This window comes from Pseudomonas soli, from assembly GCF_900110655.1.
Classification (GTDB): domain Bacteria; phylum Pseudomonadota; class Gammaproteobacteria; order Pseudomonadales; family Pseudomonadaceae; genus Aquipseudomonas; species Aquipseudomonas soli.
Genome location: NZ_FOEQ01000019.1, coordinates 25,864 through 42,744 on the forward strand (window position 1 = coordinate 25,864; position 16,881 = coordinate 42,744).

The following is a 16,881-nucleotide window of genomic DNA, read 5'->3' on the forward strand; positions in this document are numbered from 1 at the left end:
CCGGTCTGTAGCCCTGGCCTCAGGACTATAAGAATTACAACAGAATGAGTGGAGCACTATGATCAAGATTTCCAAGCTGTTTGCCGCGATGGTTCTGGCCGGAGTCGCCAGCCATTCGTTTGCCGCCGACACCATCAAGATCGGCATCGCCGGTCCCAAGACCGGGCCGGTGACCCAGTACGGCGACATGCAGTTCGTTGGCGCCAAACAGGCAATCAAGGACATCAACGCCAAGGGCGGCGTCGATGGCAAGATGCTCGAAGCCAAGGAATACGACGACGCGTGCGACCCTAAACAAGCCGTGGCCGTCGCCAACAAAGTGGTCAACGATGGCGTCAAGTACGTGATCGGCCACCTGTGCTCCAGCTCCACCCAGCCTGCGTCCGACATCTACGAAGATGAAGGCGTGATCATGATCACCCCAGCCGCCACCTCCCCGGAAATCACCGCCCGTGGCTACAAGCTGATCTTCCGCACCATCGGCCTGGACAGCGCCCAAGGCCCGGCCGCCGGCAACTACATCGCCGACCACGTCAAGCCAAAGGTCGTTGCGGTGCTGCACGACAAGCAGCAGTACGGCGAAGGCATCGCCACCGCGGTCAAGACCACCCTGGAAGGCAAAGGCACCAAGGTCGCCGTCTTCGAAGGCCTGAACGCCGGTGACAAGGACTTCTCCTCGATCATTCAGAAACTCAAGCAGAACAACGTCGACTTCGTCTACTACGGCGGCTACCACCCGGAGCTGGGCCTGATCCTGCGCCAGGCACAAGAGAAAGGCCTGAAAGCCAAGTTCATGGGCCCGGAAGGCGTGGGTAACGACTCCATCTCGCAGATCGCCCAGGGCGCCTCCGAAGGCCTGCTGGTGACCCTGCCCAAGTCGTTCGACGCAGCACCTGAGAACAAGGCCATCGTCGACGCCATCAAGGCCGACGGCAAGGACCCAAGCGGTCCGTTCGTGTTCCCGGCCTACTCGGCTGTCGAACTGATCGCCCAGGGCATCAAGGCTGCCGGCTCCGAAGACACCGACAAGGTGGCCGCCGCCATTCACAAAGGCACCTTCAAGACCCCGACCGGCGACCTGTCGTATGACGACAAGGGCGACCTGAAAGACTTCAAGTTCGTGGTCTACGAATGGCACTTCGGCAAGCCGAAGACCGAAGTCTCCCCTCAGTAACTGCGTGACTAATAGCTGACCGAGAAGCCCACTGTGCGAGCAGTGGGCTTTGTTTTACGAGGTTCATGAACCTGATTCCCGCGATCCGGGAGCCGGTTCACCTGAAAATCTTAAAACCGTCACCCGCGGTTTCCTGGCCGTGCCCGCAAAAAGATCACGTGGCGAAGACCACGAGAACAAGGGGCCGGGGTCATCCCCCGCCAGAGAAATGCAAATCAGGTTTTTAGGAGCGCTGTAATGCCTGAGATCTACCATTTCCTACAACAACTGGTTAACGGATTGACCATCGGCAGTACCTACGCGCTGATCGCCATCGGTTACACGATGGTGTACGGCATCATCGGCATGATCAACTTCGCCCACGGCGAGGTGTACATGATCGGTTCCTACGTGGCCTTCATCGCCCTCGCCGGGCTGGCCATGATGGGCATCCACTCGTTGCCGATCCTGATGACCGTGGCCTTCGTCGCCACGATCTTCGTCACCAGTGCCTACGGCTACAGCATCGAACGGGTCGCCTACCGGCCGCTGCGCAACAGCAACCGGCTGATCCCGCTGATCTCCGCCATCGGCATGTCGATCTTCCTGCAGAACACCGTCCTGCTGTCACAGGACTCGAAAGACAAGTCCATCCCCAACCTGATCCCCGGTAGCTTCTCGTTCGGCCCGGGGGGCGCTGAGGAAGTGCTGGTCTCGTACATGCAGATCCTGGTGTTCGTGGTGACCCTCGTCGCCATGACCTGCCTGACCCTGTTCATCTCCCGTTCCCGCCTGGGGCGCGCCTGCCGCGCCTGCGCCGAGGACATCAAGATGGCCAACCTGCTGGGCATCAACACCAACAACATCATCGCCCTGACCTTCGTCATCGGCGCCGCGCTGGCGGCGGTGGCGGCCGTGCTGCTGAGCATGCAGTACGGAGTCATCAACCCCAACGCCGGTTTTCTGGTGGGTCTGAAGGCCTTCACCGCGGCGGTACTGGGCGGCATCGGCAGCATCCCGGGCGCCATGCTCGGCGGGCTGGTGCTGGGCGTGGCCGAAGCGTTCGGCGCCGACATCTTCGGCGACCAGTACAAGGACGTGGTGGCATTCGGTCTTTTGGTTCTTGTCCTGCTGTTCCGGCCGACCGGCATCCTGGGCCGCCCGGAGGTTGAAAAAGTATGAACAGAAATCTGAAACAGGCGTTCTTCAGCGCCTTGCTGGTCTGGGCCGTGGCCTTCCCGGTGCTGGGCCTGAAACTCAGCATCGATGGCATCAGCCTGGTGGTGCATAGCCAGGGTTCGTTCACCATCGGCATCATCGCCGCGTGCTCGGTGCTGATGTTCCTGCGGGTCTTGTTCGACAAGCAGTGGAGCGCGGTGATGGGCCGCCGCTCGGAGCGCAAGCTGGTACCGCCTTCAGTGAGCAACTTCCTGACCCTGCCGAAAACCCAGCGCTGGGTGATCATGGGCCTGATCGTCGCCGCCCTGATCTGGCCGTTCTTCGGCTCCCGCGGCGCGGTCGACATCGCCACGCTGATCCTGATCTACGTGTTGCTGGGCCTGGGCCTGAACATCGTGGTCGGCCTTGCGGGCCTGCTCGACCTGGGTTACGTCGGCTTCTACGCCGTCGGCGCCTACAGCTACGCGATGCTCTCGCACTACCTGGGCTGGAGCTTCTGGGTGTGCCTGCCGATCGCCGGCCTGATGGCCGCGACCTTCGGCTTCCTGCTCGGCTTCCCGGTGCTGCGCCTGCGCGGTGACTACCTGGCGATCGTGACCCTGGGCTTCGGCGAGATCATCCGCCTGTTCCTGCGTAACCTCACCGACTGGACCGGCGGCCCCAACGGCATCAGCAACATCCCCAAGCCGGAGTTCTTCGGCCTGACCTTCGAGCGCCGCGCCGCCGAGGGGATGCAGACCTTCCACGAGTTCTTCGGGCTGGAATACAACTCGATCAACAAGGTCATCTTCCTCTACCTGGTCGCCCTGCTGCTGGCCCTGCTGGCGCTGTTCGTGATCAACCGCCTGTTGCGCATGCCGATCGGCCGTGCCTGGGAAGCGCTGCGTGAAGACGAGATCGCCTGCCGCGCGCTGGGCCTGAACCCTACCGTGATCAAGCTCTCGGCGTTCACCCTGGGTGCCTGCTTCGCCGGTTTCGCCGGCAGCTTCTTCGCCGCCCGCCAGGGCCTGGTGACACCGGAGTCGTTCACCTTCATCGAGTCGGCGATCATCCTCGCCATCGTCGTGCTGGGGGGCATGGGTTCGCAGTTGGGCGTGATTCTCGCGGCCATCGTGATGATCCTGCTGCCGGAGATGATGCGTGAGTTCAGCGAATACCGGATGCTGATGTTCGGTGCGCTGATGGTGTTGATGATGATCTGGCGTCCGCAGGGCCTGCTGCCCATGCAACGTCCGCACATGGAGCTGCCTCGATGAGCCGCGAAATTCTGCAAGTCAGCGGCCTGAGCATGCGCTTCGGCGGCTTGTTGGCGGTCAACGGCGTGGCCCTGACCGTCAAGGAAAAACAGGTGGTGGCACTGATCGGCCCGAACGGCGCCGGCAAGACCACCGTGTTCAACTGCCTGACCGGCTTCTACAAGCCCAGCGGCGGCACCATCCTGCTCGACGGCCAGCCGATCCAGGGCCTGGCCGGCCATCAGATCGCCCGCAAGGGCGTGGTGCGAACCTTCCAGAACGTGCGCCTGTTCAAGGAAATGACCGCGCTGGAAAACCTGCTGATCGCCCAGCACCGCCACCTCAACACCAACTTCTTCGCCGGCCTGTTCAAGACCCCGAGCTTCCGCCGCAGCGAGAAGGAGGCCATGGAGCGCGCCCAGTACTGGCTGGAGAAGGTCAACCTGACCGAGTTCGCCAACCGTACCGCCGGCACCCTGGCCTACGGCCAGCAACGACGCCTGGAAATCGCCCGCTGCATGATGACCCAACCGCGGATCATCATGCTCGACGAACCGGCCGCCGGTCTGAACCCCAAGGAGACCGAGGACCTCAAGGCCCTCATCGCCTACCTGCGCGAATCGCACAACGTGACCGTGCTGCTGATCGAGCACGACATGAAGCTGGTGATGAGCATTTCCGACCACATCGTGGTGATCAACCAGGGCACGCCCCTGGCCGACGGCACGCCGGAAGAGATTCGCGGCAACCCTGATGTGATCAAGGCCTACCTGGGGGAGGCGTAAATGCTGAAGTTCGAGAACGTTTCCACCTTCTACGGCAAGATCCAGGCGCTGCACAGCGTCAACGTCGAGATCAACCAGGGCGAGATCGTCACCCTGATCGGCGCCAACGGCGCCGGCAAGTCGACCTTGCTGATGACCCTGTGCGGCTCGCCCCAGGCGAGCAGCGGCAGCATCAAGTACCTGGGCGAGGAACTGGTCGGCCAACCGTCGTCGCACATCATGCGCAAGAGCATCGCGGTAGTGCCGGAAGGTCGCCGCGTGTTCGCCCGCCTGACCGTCGAGGAAAACCTGGCCATGGGCGGCTTCTTCACCAACAAGGGCGACTACCAGGAGCAGTTGGACAAGGTCCTGCAACTGTTCCCGCGTCTGAAGGAGCGTTACATCCAGCGTGGCGGCACCATGTCCGGTGGCGAGCAGCAGATGCTGGCCATCGGCCGGGCGCTGATGAGCAAGCCCAAGCTGCTGTTGCTGGACGAACCATCGCTGGGCCTCGCGCCGATCATCATCCAGCAGATCTTCGACATCATCGAACAGCTGCGCCGCGATGGCGTGACCGTGTTCCTGGTGGAGCAGAACGCCAACCAGGCGCTGAAGATCGCCGACCGCGCCTATGTGCTGGAGAACGGCAAGGTGGTGATGCAGGGTACCGGTGAAGCGTTGCTGACCGACCCGAAGGTACGCGATGCGTACCTCGGGGGTTGAATGATCAAAGGGCCTTCGGGCCCTTTTTTCTTGCGCCGCGATGAGGCCGTGCCTCTTGTAGAGGCCCGGCAGGCTCGGTAACGTGACCGGCACTTTTTGCCCGAACACCGGAGCCCGCCTGATGCGCCTCACCCCTTCCCTGCTGCTCACCGCCCTGCTGCCGCTGTTCGCAGGCTGCCAGATGCTGGCCGAAAAACCGGTCGACCCGAACCTGGGCACCACCCGTCTGCAAGGCGAACTGAGCGCGGCCGGCGGCCATCTGCTGTTCAAACCCTGCAACGAGAGCCGCCGCTTCATCGTCAACGACGCTGCCAGCACCGGCATCCTGCAAGAGGCCGCCACCCTGGCCGACGACGCCGGTGACAAGCTGTTTGCCGATGTCCGCGCGCGCATGGCCGGCAGCAAGCAGGCAGGCAGCGACGGCCAGCTCGACGTGACCCGCCTGTACCGCCTCGACACCTCCGAATACCGTGGCTGCGAAGACCCCAACTTCAAGCAGTTGACCCTGCGCGCCGGCGGCCACGAGCCGGACTGGGACATCAAGGCCAGCGGCAAGGGCATGGTGCTCAACCGCATCGGCCAGGAGCCGTTGCCATTGCCTTACCTGGAAGAAGCGCTGCCCGGCGGTGGCCTGAGCCTGTCCAGCGAGGCCAACGGCCAGCGTGTCGAACTGTGGGTCGCGCCACAGCGCTGCGTCGACGGCGCCACCGGCGCCATCCGTCACCTCAAGGCCGAGCTGCGCATCGACGGCAAGACCCTGCAGGGCTGCGCCTACTACGGCGGCGCCCGCGACCTCTGATCACCGGGTGCTTTTATCCTGCCAGTCGGGGCGGCTAACAGCTTATACTTGGCGGTTTGTGTAAAGCCGCCGGCCGCCCATGGCCGGGATACTGGACCCTGCCATGCTACGAATCACCGAACTGAAGCTGCCCCTGGACCACTCCGACGACGAGCTGCGCGCCGCCATCGTCCAGCGCCTGGGCATCAGCGATGAGCAACTGCTCGGCTTCACCCTGTTCAAGCGCAGCTACGATGCGCGCAAGAAGAACAGCGAGCTGCTGTTCATCTACACCATCGACCTTGAAACCAGCAACGAAGACGAACTGCTGCGCCGCTTCGAAAGCGACGCCAAGATCGGCGTGGCCCCGGACGTCAGCTACAAGTTCGTCGGCCAGGCCCCGGCCGAGCTGCCTGCGCGCCCGATCGTGGTCGGCTTCGGCCCCTGCGGCATCTTCGCCGGGCTGCTGCTGGCGCAGATGGGCTTCAAGCCGATCGTGCTCGAGCGCGGTAAAGAGGTGCGCCAGCGTACCAAGGACACCTGGGGCCTGTGGCGCAAGAGCGTGCTCAACCCCGAATCCAACGTACAGTTCGGCGAAGGCGGCGCCGGGACCTTCTCCGACGGCAAGCTATACAGCCAGATCAAGGACCCGAATCACCACGGGCGCAAGGTACTGGAAGAGTTCGTCAAGGCCGGCGCGCCCGACGAGATCCTCTACATCAACAAGCCGCACATCGGTACCTTCCGCCTGACCAGCATGGTCGAGAAGATGCGCGAGGAAATCATCACCCTGGGCGGTGAGGTACGCTTCGAGCAGAAGGTCACCGACCTGCTGATGGACGGCGAGCAGCTCACCGGCGTTGTACTGCAGAGCGGTGAACAGTTGCACTCGCGGCATGTGGTGCTGGCCCTGGGGCACAGCGCCCGCGATACCTTCCGCATGCTCCACGCCAAGGGCGTGTTCATGGAGGCCAAGCCGTTCTCGGTCGGTTTCCGTATCGAGCACCCGCAGTCGCTGATCGACAAGGCGCGCCTGGGCAAGTACGCCGGCCACCCGAAACTCGGCGCCGCCGACTACAAGCTGGTGCACCACGCCAAGAACGGTCGTTCGGTCTACAGCTTCTGCATGTGCCCGGGCGGCACCGTGGTCGCCGCCACCAGCGAGCCTGGCCGTGTGGTGACCAATGGCATGAGCCAGTACTCGCGCAATGAGCGTAACGCCAACTCCGGCATCGTCGTCGGTATCGACCCCGAGCGCGACTACCCGGGTGGCCCGCTGGCCGGTATCGAGCTGCAGGAGCGCCTGGAAGCCCATGCCTACGTGATGGGCGGCAGCAACTACCAGGCACCGGCGCAGTTGGTCGGTGACTTCGTCGCCGGGCGCCCGTCCACCGCGCTGGGCAGCGTCGAGCCGTCGTACAAACCGGGCGTGACCCTGGGCGACCTGGCACCGAGCCTGCCGGACTTCGCCATCGAGGCGATCCGTGAAGCGCTGCCGGCCTTCGACCGCCAGATCAAGGGCTACAACCTGCACGACGCGGTGCTGACCGGCATCGAAACCCGCACCTCGTCGCCACTGCGCATCACCCGTGACGCCAGCTTCCAGAGCCTCAACCTCAAGGGCCTGTTCCCGGCAGGTGAAGGCGCAGGCTACGCCGGCGGCATCCTGTCCGCTGGTGTCGACGGGATTCGCATCGCCGAAGCGGTGGCACGGGATATCCTCGGGCTGAACGACTAACCCGATCGCCTTTTGCAGGCAAAAAGAAACCCCGACACGGCCAAGCCGGTCGGGGTTTTCTTTTCAAGCGTGCCGTCAGTGAGTGACGCGGCTGGTGCCGTCGACAGTCATGATGCGAACACGCTCACCCACACGGAAGATCTCGTTCTGCTGCACTTGCTGCACGTAGGCGCGCATGCTGCCGTCGTCTTCACGCACGGTGATCTCGACGCCTTGGGTACGGGTCAGGCCTTCTTCGGCGGCGGAGCCTGCCAAGCCACCGGCCACGGCACCGATCACCGCCGCGACGATGCTGCCACGGCCACCACCGACGGCACTGCCGGCGACACCACCGACAATGGCGCCAGCGCCGCCACCGATTGGCGTCTTGGTGCCTTCGATCTTCACCGGACGCAGGGATTCGATGGTGCCCATGCGCACGGTCTGCACGCGGCGGGCCTCATCACGGGAGTAGCTGTCGCCGGTCAGCGACGATTGGCAGCCGCCCAACAGCAGCGACACGGTGGTGAAGCTGGCCAGCAGCAAAGCGGATTTACGCATGGGGACAATCTCCATAAGACAGGTGTCCATTAGACTCCGCGCCTTGACAAGTGTCACGGCGCAAACGTTATAAAATTGTTCTCATTCAGCTCAGGTACAGCCGTTGCTGGCTGATTTGCGGGCCTACAGGTGAGACCAAGGATAGCCATGGATTACTTCATCGTCGTCATCGTGACGGTCGCCGGGCTGTATTTTCACGGGTGGCTGTATGTGCGCATGCGCCGCTGGATGGACCGGGACCTGGCGCTGTCGATGGCCGGGGAGGATCCGGCGAAGCAGGACTTCATGCTCAAGTTGCTGGAGCGGGCGCGGGTGGAGAAGGTGCGACGCAAGGAGTTGGCGGCGTGGCTGGAACGGGAGGCGGCGGGGTATCGTTGATGATGGGGCCGCGTTGCGGCCCCATTCTTGTCAGGGCGCCAGGCGCTCGCGCGCCCACTGGCCATTGACCAGGCGGTAGTTCAGGCGGTCATGCAAGCGGCTCGCTCGCCCCTGCCAGAACTCGATGCGCTCGGGTAGCAAGCGGTAACCGCCCCAATGCTCCGGGCAATGCGGCTGGCTGTCGGAAAATCGCGCCTCGGTGGCCCTGACCAGGCCTTCCAGCTCCTCGCGATCGGCAATCACCCGGCTCTGCGGCGACGCCCAGGCCCCCAGCCGGCTGCCCAGCGGGCGCACCTGGTAATAGTCGTCCGACTCCTTGGCCGTGACCTTCTCCACCCGCCCCTCGATCCGCACCTGGCGCTCCAGCGCCGGCCAGAAGAAGGTCATCGCCGCATAAGGGTTGGCCGCAATGTGCTGGCCCTTGGCACTTTCATAGTTGGTGAAAAAGGTAAAACCGCGTGCGTCCAGCGCCTTGAGCAGCAACACCCGGCAATGCGGACGCCCCTCGGCATCAACGGTGGCCAGGGTCATGGCGTTGGCTTCCACCGGTAGCTGCTCGGTCTTCACCGCATCGGCGAACCAGTGGTGGAACAGCGCGAACGGCTCCCCGGGAGCCTGGGCTTCGGCCAGGCCATCACGGGTGTAGTCGCGGCGCATATCGGCCAGGGATTGGGTCATGCTGCGTTTCCTTGACGATCAGTTGGTCTTCGCAGGGCTGTTGGCGGCGACTTTCTTGTCGGTGGCGACCTTCTTCGCGGCTGGCTTGGCCACAGCGGCTTTCTTCTTGGCGGTGGTGCTGGCCTTGACCGGCGCCTTGGCTTTGGCGGCAGGTTTCTTCGCAGCCGGCTTGGCGGCGGCCTTGGCGACAGGCTTGGCGGCCGGGGCCTTGGCGTCCTGGGTGGCAACCATCGCCGCCGGAGCCGGCGCCGGGGCGGCCTGCTGGTACTTGGCGAGCAATGCGACCATGGTGTTCTGCGGGGTCAGCAGCAGTTCGACACGGCGGTTCAAGGCACGGCCTTCGGCGCTGTCGTTGGCGGCACGCGGCATCACCGCGCCCATGCCCTTGAGCATCAGGCGGTCGCGCTGCAGGCCGCTGAGCCGGAAGATCGCCGACACCGAAGCGGCGCGCTCGAGGCTGAGCTTCTGGTTGGCGGCCGTGGCGCCGCTGGTGTCGGCGTGGCCGAGGATCAGCACAGCGGTCTTGGTATCGGTCTCGATGACCTTGGCGACCTGGGTGATCGGGCCAAGGGTCGCGGGCAGCAGCATGTTCGGGCGATCAGGGTTGTAGGAGCTGTCAACGGGGATGGTCACCGCCAGCAAATCCTCGCGGCGCTCCAGCTCGAACTTGCTGCCCTTGATCGCTTCGCGGACCTTCGGCTCGTACTGGTCGAGCCAGGCCTGCGTGGCCTTGTGGTCGATCTTCGGCACCGCCGCGACCGTATCCTTTTTCTCATCGCTGCCGAACGGCCACCACCAACGGCTGCCGCTTTCGGACTTGGCGTCGGCCTTGGCCACGTTCTCGACGACGGCCTCCTTCACTTCCTTGTCAGCGACCTTGTCCGAACCAAATGGCCACCAGTTCAGGCCACCGTCCTTTGCGGCGTCCGGGGAGTGGCTGGCGCAACCGGTCATGGCCAGGCACAGGGCGAGTGCTAAGGTTTTATGTGAAGACATCAGCGATACACCATGAAATAGAAAGAAATTTTGCCCATACGCTTCAGGCGTTGGCATTGAGGATAGTCAAAGGGAACTGGCAATACCCGCGTTACCCGATCAAAGGCAACTGCCAAGCACCCGCACCAGTTTCTGCGCGCGGGGATCCATCAGCACGTAGGGGCCGAGGGTATTGGTGACGAAGCCGAAGGCCACGTCATGTTCGGGGTCGGCAAAACCGACCGAGCCACCGGCGCCGGGGTGACCGAAGGCACGTGCGCCAAGGCCGAAGGTGGCGTTGGCCACCTCCGGCTGGTCGAGCATGCAACCCAGGCCGAAACGGGTCTGGGTGAGCAGCGTGCGGTCCTGGCCGAGGCTGTGCTCGCGGGTCAGTTCGTCAAGCAGTTCGGATTCGAGCAGGCTGCCGTCGAGCAGGCCGGCATAGAAGCCCGCCAGGCTGCGGGCATTGCCATGGCCATTGGCCGCCGGCTGCTGCATGCGCCGCCATTCGGGCTTGTTAGTGCTGGTGAGGATCGCTGGCGGGTTGGTGAAGGCCCGGGTGGACAAGGCCTCGGGCTCGCGCATCGTCACCTGCAGCAGGCGCTGGGCGGTGGCATCGCCAGGGTTGCCCTTGCCGCGGGCGATATGCGCCACGCGGTGGAACTCTTCATCCGCCAGGCCAACGTGGAAGTCCAGGCCCAGCGGCTTGGCGGTGCGGGCGACGATGGAGTCGCCCGGACCACGACCATCGGCGCGGCGGATCAATTCGCCAATCAGCCAGCCGTAGGTGATCGCCGCGTACCCGTGCTCGCTGCCGGGCGTCCACCAGGGCGTTTCAGCGGCAAGGGCATCGACCATGGCCTGCCAGTCATACAGGGCTTCGGCCGGCAGCAGCTCGCGGATGGCCGGCAGGCCGGCGCGGTGGCTGAGCAGCTGGCGCAGGGTGACTTGCTCCTTGCCGGCCTGGGCGAATTCCGGCCAGTAGCGCGCCACCGGCGCGTCGAGGGCGAGCTTGCCCTCGCCCACCAGTTGCAGGGCGGTGACGGCGGTAAAGGTCTTGGTGCAGGAGAACAGGTTGGCGATGGTGTCGCTGTGCCAGGCCTCGCGGCCATCCTTGTCGGCACTGCCGGCCCACAGGTCGACCACGGTTTCTCCGCCGACCTGGATGCACAACGCGGCACCACGTTCCTGGGGATCCTCGAACAACGCGGCGAAAGCATCGCGCACCGCCTCGAACTTCAGCTCATAGTGACCCTGGATCTGCACCCGACTACCTCTCTTTACTGCCTGGCTTGCAAAGGGGTGCATTGTTTCAGTAGTTGGGCGATTTGCCTACTGAAGATGGCTGGGTGGTTATCCGGAACTACGGCTTGTCCAACGCTGTGCGCAAATGCCCAAGGACTTGCAGGTTGCTGCGGCGTACCGCCTCGATGAACCCCGCATAAGGCACATCGGTGACAGCGACCAGGCCAAGATGACCGTTCTCGCCATCGAGCAGGCGCCCACTGGCGGGTTGATCGAGATACTGGAACCAGTGCGCGCCGACGATCATCGGCTGATTCATGGCGGCCTTGAGGAAGTTGGCATACGCCGGGCCACGGTCTTCCTCGCGGGCCACTTCCAGCGGGCCTGGCCAGAACGGACCACGGTCGCGCGAGCCGAACTGGAACTCCGAGACCAGCACCGGCTTGTCGAGCTCGGCCAGACGGGCGAAGTCGTAGCCGTCGTCAGGCTTCAAGGTATAGAAGTTGAAGCTCAGCACATCACAGAACTCGGCGCAGGCCTTCACCGCCTCGGGGGTGCTGACCGCGTAGCGGCCACCGAGCAGCAGATGGTTGGGCGCATGCCATTTCAGCGCGTCGGAAATGGTCTTGAAATAGGTTTCGGCAAACACCTGCTGGAAGTACTGGTAGTCGCGCTCGATTTCCGGATGCTCCGGGTTGGGCAACGGCGCCTCGAAACCCGGGTCTTCCATCAGCTCCCAGGCGGTCAGCTCAATACCCCAGGCCTTCGACAGCCCCTGCTGGTTGCGGTACTTGTCGCGCAGTTGCTTGAGGAAAGCGCGCTTGGCCGGCACATCGGTGGTCAGGCGCAAGGTGCCATAGGCCAGGCCATACCGTGCCTTGGGGTCGTCCCCCGGCGCGGCCCAGGCCAGCTCGTTGTCGGCGAAGTAACCGATCAGCCAAGGATCGTCACGGTGATCCCGGGCAGCAATGGCCACGGCACGCTCGGTGGCCATGGCGAAACGCGGGTCGAACGGGTCGGGCATGCGCCCCCACCAGTCCATGCCGGTGCTGATGCTGGCGTAGTCACCGACGATCGACAGCGGCAGGGTGTACGGCAGGCGCTTGGCTTGCCCGAGCGACGCATCGCTCCAGTTGCCAAGGGTATTGAAGCCCCAGGCCTGCAGGCGATCCAGGGTATGGGTCTGCCAGCGCTGGGCGTCCAGCACCGCCACCGGGCACGCCACCTCTCCCTGCGGGCAAGGCTTGCCGTAGGTGCGCTGAAGATTGGCCGCGTAGAAGTCGAACCAGCGCCCCTGCTTGAAACCACGTCCTTGGGACGACGCATTGCCGTCATCGTTGTTGCCTTCGCCATAGAAGGCACTCAGGGTGTCGCCTTCTCCCGGCAAGGCTTTGAACATGCCCTCACGGCCGGCGACATAGGTGCGCCCGCCATCGGCGGCGACGGCATTGACGCCGAGCGAATAGAACGGATGCCCTTCCGGCGTCACCAGGTACCAGCGACCGTCGCGTTTCTCGGTGCGGAAGAAGCCCTTGGCTTCGAACACAGGACCCTCCAGCAGGCCGCCATAGGTATCCAGCTTGAGCTTGTCGCGCTCGGCCAGCCAGCCCTTGAGCTGTGCCTGTTCACGGCTGTCGGCAGCCTTGAGCTGCTCGTCGTTGACGATTCTTTCCGGCCAGCGACCACGGGTCGATTGCCCATAGACATCGATCAGTTGGTCGTAGGCAGCCTTGAACGCCTGGTCGTCATCCTGCACGCCGACCTTCTCGATCAACAGGCTCTGCGCAACCTTGGGGCCGGGGATGCTCAAGCTGACCGAGGTGACTTGGGCCAGGTCGGCTGCTCCTTCGCTGCTTGCCAGCAGCAGGCGCTGGCCTTCGTAGGTCCAGGGCATCGGCGGCCCGGCGCGCATGCCCTGGCTCAGTGGTGAACGGGCCTTGAGCGGTATCATCACGGTCTGCGCAGGCCCGGCCGGCAGGTCGATGCGGCTGGTGAGTGTGCGTCCGTCGCTGCTTTGCACCACCACATCAACGGTCAGCGCCCAGTCCATGCCGCTCTGCAGGCGCAGGGTCAGCGCCTGGCCGGCAGACCAGTCCCACGCCCCGCTCTGCGGCGCGAGGCGCAGTGTCGGCTGCGCCACCGGGTTGAACACCACGCGCCGCAACACCTCGCCTTCGGCTGTCTGCTCCGCGTTGTACTGCGGCAGGCTGGTGTCCTGGGTGATGACATTCACCACCGAGGCCGGGCGCACGAAGCTGAACAGGGTCTGCTGCCCGGCCAGCAAAGGCGCACTGAACAACACGGAGAACACGACAGGCAAGGCGCGGCGGATCATGGGGCGGTGGCTCTCCTTCGGAGCCCGTCATGGGCTCGCAATCGAGTAATGGACAACGGGTTGTGAGTGTTGCTCCGGCAGTCAGCCGATTTCCCGTCGGAAAGGTGGCAGCGCATTGAGAATAGCCTTGCCATAGCGTTGCGTGACCAGACGGCGGTCAAGCAAGGTGATCACGCCACGGTCCTGCTCGGTACGCAGCAGCCGGCCACAGGCCTGGATCAGGCGCAGCGAGGCGTCGGGCACGGCGATTTCCATGAACGGATTGCCGCCACGGGCTTCGATCCATTCGGCCAGCGCGGCCTCGACCGGATCGTCCGGCACCGCGAAGGGGATCTTGGCGATCACCACATGCTCGCAATAGGCGCCCGGCAGGTCGACACCCTCGGCGAAGCTGGCCAGGCCGAACAGCACGCTGTGTTGGCCGTCGTCGACCCGCGCCTTGTGCTTGTTCAGGGTTTCCTGCTTGGACAGGTTGCCCTGGATCAGCACCAGCTTGCGCCAGTCGCGGTCCAGGCCGTCGAACACGTCCTGCATCTGTTTGCGCGAGGAGAACAGCACCAGCGCGCCGCGGGCGTCCTCGACGATGGCTGGCAGCTCGCGAATGATCGCCGCGGTGTGCGCCGTGGCGTCGCGCGGATCGGCACCCAGGTCGGGCACCCGCAGCAGCCCGGCGTCACCATGCACGAACGGGCTGGGCACCACGCACTGAACCGCGTCGCGTGGCAGGCCCGAACGCATGCGGAAGCGGTCGAACTTGCCCAGCGCAGTGAGCGTCGCCGAGGTCACCAGGGCGCCATAGGCGACGTTCCACAGGCTCTTGCGCAGCATCTCGGCAGCGAGGATGGGGCTGGCGTTGACCTCGATGTCGAACAGCGCGCCGCTTTCGGCCAGGGTCAGCCAACGAGCCATGGGCGGGTTGTCTTCGGGGTCTTCAGCGGTAAAGGCGGTCCACAGCTCCCAGTTGCCCTGGGCACGGGTCACCAGGCTGCCGAACAGTGGGTACCACTCCTCGGCCTGGTGGCTGGCGATACCGATGTTGTTCTCGCCGTCCATGCCTTCCTTGAGCAGGTCGGCCAGGCGGGTGAACAGGTCGTTGAGGCGGGCGAAACCTTTCTTGAGCTCGATGCCTACTTCACGGATCTGCTCCGGTACCACGCCGCCCTCGAAGCGATAACGCGGGCGGTCGCGACCTTCCATGTCCTCGCCGGCGCGGAAGTCCGCCACCTGCTCGCACAGGGTGAACATGAACTGCTGCTGGGTACGCACCTCGCGGGCCAGCTCCGGCACCTGCTCGATGTACTTGCCGAGGTCGCCCGGCAGTGGATGCTGGGCCAGCAGTTTGGTCAGGTTCTTGGCGGTCTGCTCCAGCCAGTCGGCGGTGGAGCGCAGCCGCGAATAATGGGCGAAATGGCCGATGGCCTTGTCCGGCAGGTGGTGGCCTTCGTCGAACACGTACATTGTGTCGCGCGGGTCGGGCAGCACGGCGCCACCGCCAAGTGCCAGGTCGGCCAGGACCATGTCGTGGTTGGTGACGATCACGTCGACCTTGCCCATGCCTTCACGGGCCTTGTAGAACACGCACTGCTGGAAGTTGGGACAGTGCCGGCCGGTGCATTGGCTGTGATCGGTGGTCAGCCGTGCCCAGTCCTGGTCCTCGATGGCCTCCGACCAGCTGTCGCGATCGCCGTCCCAGCGGTTGCCGGCGAGCTTCTCGATCATGCTGTTGAACAGCTTCTGGCTGCGCTCGTCGACCTCGATGCGAAAGCCCTCCTCCTCGAACAGCTGGGCGGTGGCCGACTGGGCGTGGCCTTCCTGCAGCAGGACGTCGAGCTTGGACAGGCACAGGTAACGGCCACGGCCCTTGGCCAGGGCGAAGCTGAAGTTCAGCCCGCTGTTGCGCATCAGGTCGGGCAGGTCCTTGAAGACGATCTGCTCCTGCAGCGCCACAGTCGCGGTGGCGATCACCAGGCGCTTGCCGGCGGCCTTGGCGGCGGGGATCGCGGCCAGGCTGTAGGCGACGGTCTTGCCGGTACCGGTACCGGCCTCGACGGCAACCACCGCGGGCTCGCCGGCACGGCGGCCTTCATCGTCGCTGGCGATATCGCCGAGGACCTTGGCCACTTCGGCGATCATCAGGCGCTGGCCGTAACGCGGCTTGAGGCTTTTGGCTTCGAGGAAACGCGAGTAGGCGCCCTGGATGGTGGCTTTGAGTTCGTTGCTGATCATGGTCTGCAGGCGCCCGGAGGGCTGGATATATTTTCAGTGTTTCGCATGGGCCGGCTATCATACCCCGCTATTGCCCTTTGTGCCGCATGGAGATCCGGATGCTTGCCTTTGCCCTGCCCTACACCTTGCATGTCCTGGCCGCCCTCGTCTGGGTCGGCGGGATGTTCTTCGCCTGGCTGGTGCTGCGGCCGGCCACGGTTGCAGCGCTGGAGGGGCCTGCGCGGCTGCGATTGTGGGTGGAGGTTTTCCAGCGGTTCTTCAGATGGGTCTGGCTGGCGGTGGCGGTGCTGGCTGTCAGCGGGGTCGGCATGATCCACCTGCGGTTTGCCGGGTTCGAGACCGCGCCTCGTTATGTGCAGGTGATGATTGGCGGGGGGATTGTCATGTTTGCGTTGTTCATGCGGGTTCAGGGGTTGTTGTTGCCTGAGCTGCGTGCGGCGGTGGAGGCTGGGGATTGGGCTTCGGGGGCTGGGGTGTTGGGGCGGATTCGGCGGTTGGTTGGGGTTAATTTGTTGATTGGGGTGTTAGTGGTGGGGGTGGCAAGTTCGCGGGTTTTGGTTTGAGGGGTTTGGGTTTGGCTTGAGAGATTGTTTTGGTATTTGTAAGCACATTCGTAGACGATATCGACATTTAGTCACCCTTTCGCCTTTACGGCGACCTACTTTTGTCTTGACAAAAGTAGGCAAAACCGTTCGGCTCCGTTCATACGGCCCCTACGCTTCGCTCCGGGGTTCCCTCGCTCCGTTCTTGCTCCCGTGGGTACCGCGCTGTACGCCCCATCCTGGGGCGCAGCGCTCGACGGCCATCCATGGCCGTCGCCCACTACGCAAGAACTCCACTCGGCCTCCTGAAGTCGCAATTGGTGGCGCCTGAACTATCGCGCACTTAGAAGCAAGATCAAGAGCAGATCAAGAGCAGATATGTTGGTTTTGTT

15 protein-coding genes are annotated in these 16,881 nt (G+C 64.2%); 9 read left to right on the forward strand and 6 right to left on the reverse strand.

Translation table 11 applies throughout. The features are described 5' to 3' along the window. Positions 1-58 precede the first annotated feature (58 nt). The 7 genes from BMY03_RS25100 (at position 59) to BMY03_RS25135 (ending at position 7,570) form a co-directional block, all read left to right on the forward strand. Positions 59-1,174, forward strand: coding sequence for a branched-chain amino acid ABC transporter substrate-binding protein (locus BMY03_RS25100; protein ID WP_038706647.1), 1,116 nt, complete (start codon positions 59-61; stop codon positions 1,172-1,174). Between the two features lie 237 nt (positions 1,175-1,411). Continuing rightward, positions 1,412-2,335 carry a high-affinity branched-chain amino acid ABC transporter permease LivH gene (livH, locus tag BMY03_RS25110; RefSeq protein ID WP_028692119.1) on the forward strand — a complete coding sequence of 308 codons (924 nt, stop codon included), beginning with the start codon at positions 1,412-1,414 and terminating at the stop codon, positions 2,333-2,335. Then, positions 2,332-3,588, forward strand: a complete 1,257-nt coding sequence (locus tag BMY03_RS25115) for a high-affinity branched-chain amino acid ABC transporter permease LivM (RefSeq protein ID WP_094012560.1) — start codon at positions 2,332-2,334, stop codon at positions 3,586-3,588. Before livH ends, BMY03_RS25115 begins: the two co-directional genes overlap by 4 nt. Beyond that, positions 3,585-4,352 (forward strand): high-affinity branched-chain amino acid ABC transporter ATP-binding protein LivG, encoded by a 768-nt coding sequence (gene livG / locus BMY03_RS25120; protein ID WP_023631159.1) that lies wholly within the window; start codon positions 3,585-3,587, stop codon positions 4,350-4,352. The genes BMY03_RS25115 and livG overlap by 4 nt, the downstream gene beginning before the upstream one ends. After that, complete coding sequence (locus BMY03_RS25125; RefSeq protein WP_023631160.1) at positions 4,353-5,054, forward strand: ABC transporter ATP-binding protein; 702 nt, start codon at positions 4,353-4,355, stop codon at positions 5,052-5,054. A 121-nt stretch (positions 5,055-5,175) separates the two neighbouring features. After that, positions 5,176-5,853 (forward strand): COG3650 family protein, encoded by a 678-nt coding sequence (locus BMY03_RS25130; protein WP_094012561.1) that lies wholly within the window; start codon positions 5,176-5,178, stop codon positions 5,851-5,853. A gap of 103 nt (positions 5,854-5,956) precedes the next feature. After that, complete coding sequence (locus BMY03_RS25135; protein ID WP_094012562.1) at positions 5,957-7,570, forward strand: NAD(P)/FAD-dependent oxidoreductase; 1,614 nt, start codon at positions 5,957-5,959, stop codon at positions 7,568-7,570. Positions 7,571-7,645: 75 nt separating this feature from the next. On the opposite strand, the gene BMY03_RS25140 is transcribed toward BMY03_RS25135, so the two are convergent. Then, complete coding sequence (locus BMY03_RS25140; protein ID WP_023632818.1) at positions 7,646-8,110, reverse strand: outer membrane lipoprotein; 465 nt, start codon at positions 8,108-8,110, stop codon at positions 7,646-7,648. A 147-nt stretch (positions 8,111-8,257) separates the two neighbouring features. Here BMY03_RS25140 and BMY03_RS25145 point away from each other — a divergent pair, with 147 nt between their 5' ends. Beyond that, a complete protein-coding gene (locus tag BMY03_RS25145; protein WP_094012563.1) occupies positions 8,258-8,488 on the forward strand; it encodes a hypothetical protein in 231 nt (76 codons plus the stop codon). Positions 8,489-8,518: 30 nt separating this feature from the next. On the opposite strand, the gene pdxH is transcribed toward BMY03_RS25145, so the two are convergent. The 5 genes from pdxH to dinG all read right to left on the reverse strand — a co-directional run bounded on the left by pdxH (position 8,519) and on the right by dinG (position 15,947). Continuing rightward, positions 8,519-9,166, reverse strand: coding sequence for a pyridoxamine 5'-phosphate oxidase (gene pdxH / locus BMY03_RS25150; RefSeq protein ID WP_094012564.1), 648 nt, complete (start codon positions 9,164-9,166; stop codon positions 8,519-8,521). An 18-nt stretch (positions 9,167-9,184) separates the two neighbouring features. Further along, positions 9,185-10,162 carry an OmpA family protein gene (locus BMY03_RS25155; RefSeq protein WP_038706649.1) on the reverse strand — a complete coding sequence of 326 codons (978 nt, stop codon included), beginning with the start codon at positions 10,160-10,162 and terminating at the stop codon, positions 9,185-9,187. Between the two features lie 99 nt (positions 10,163-10,261). After that, positions 10,262-11,407, reverse strand: coding sequence for a serine hydrolase domain-containing protein (locus BMY03_RS25160; RefSeq protein ID WP_094012565.1), 1,146 nt, complete (start codon positions 11,405-11,407; stop codon positions 10,262-10,264). Positions 11,408-11,504: 97 nt separating this feature from the next. Next, entirely contained in the window at positions 11,505-13,721 is a 2,217-nt protein-coding gene (locus BMY03_RS25165; protein WP_094012566.1) for a beta-galactosidase, read from the reverse strand. Positions 13,722-13,802: 81 nt separating this feature from the next. Continuing rightward, positions 13,803-15,947: an ATP-dependent DNA helicase DinG gene (dinG, locus tag BMY03_RS25170; RefSeq protein WP_046854477.1), complete on the reverse strand. Its 2,145-nt coding sequence runs from the start codon at positions 15,945-15,947 to the stop codon at positions 13,803-13,805. A 98-nt stretch (positions 15,948-16,045) separates the two neighbouring features. Here dinG and BMY03_RS25175 point away from each other — a divergent pair, with 98 nt between their 5' ends. Next, positions 16,046-16,510, forward strand: a complete 465-nt coding sequence (locus BMY03_RS25175; protein WP_046854476.1) for a CopD family protein — start codon at positions 16,046-16,048, stop codon at positions 16,508-16,510. Positions 16,511-16,881 lie beyond the last annotated feature (371 nt).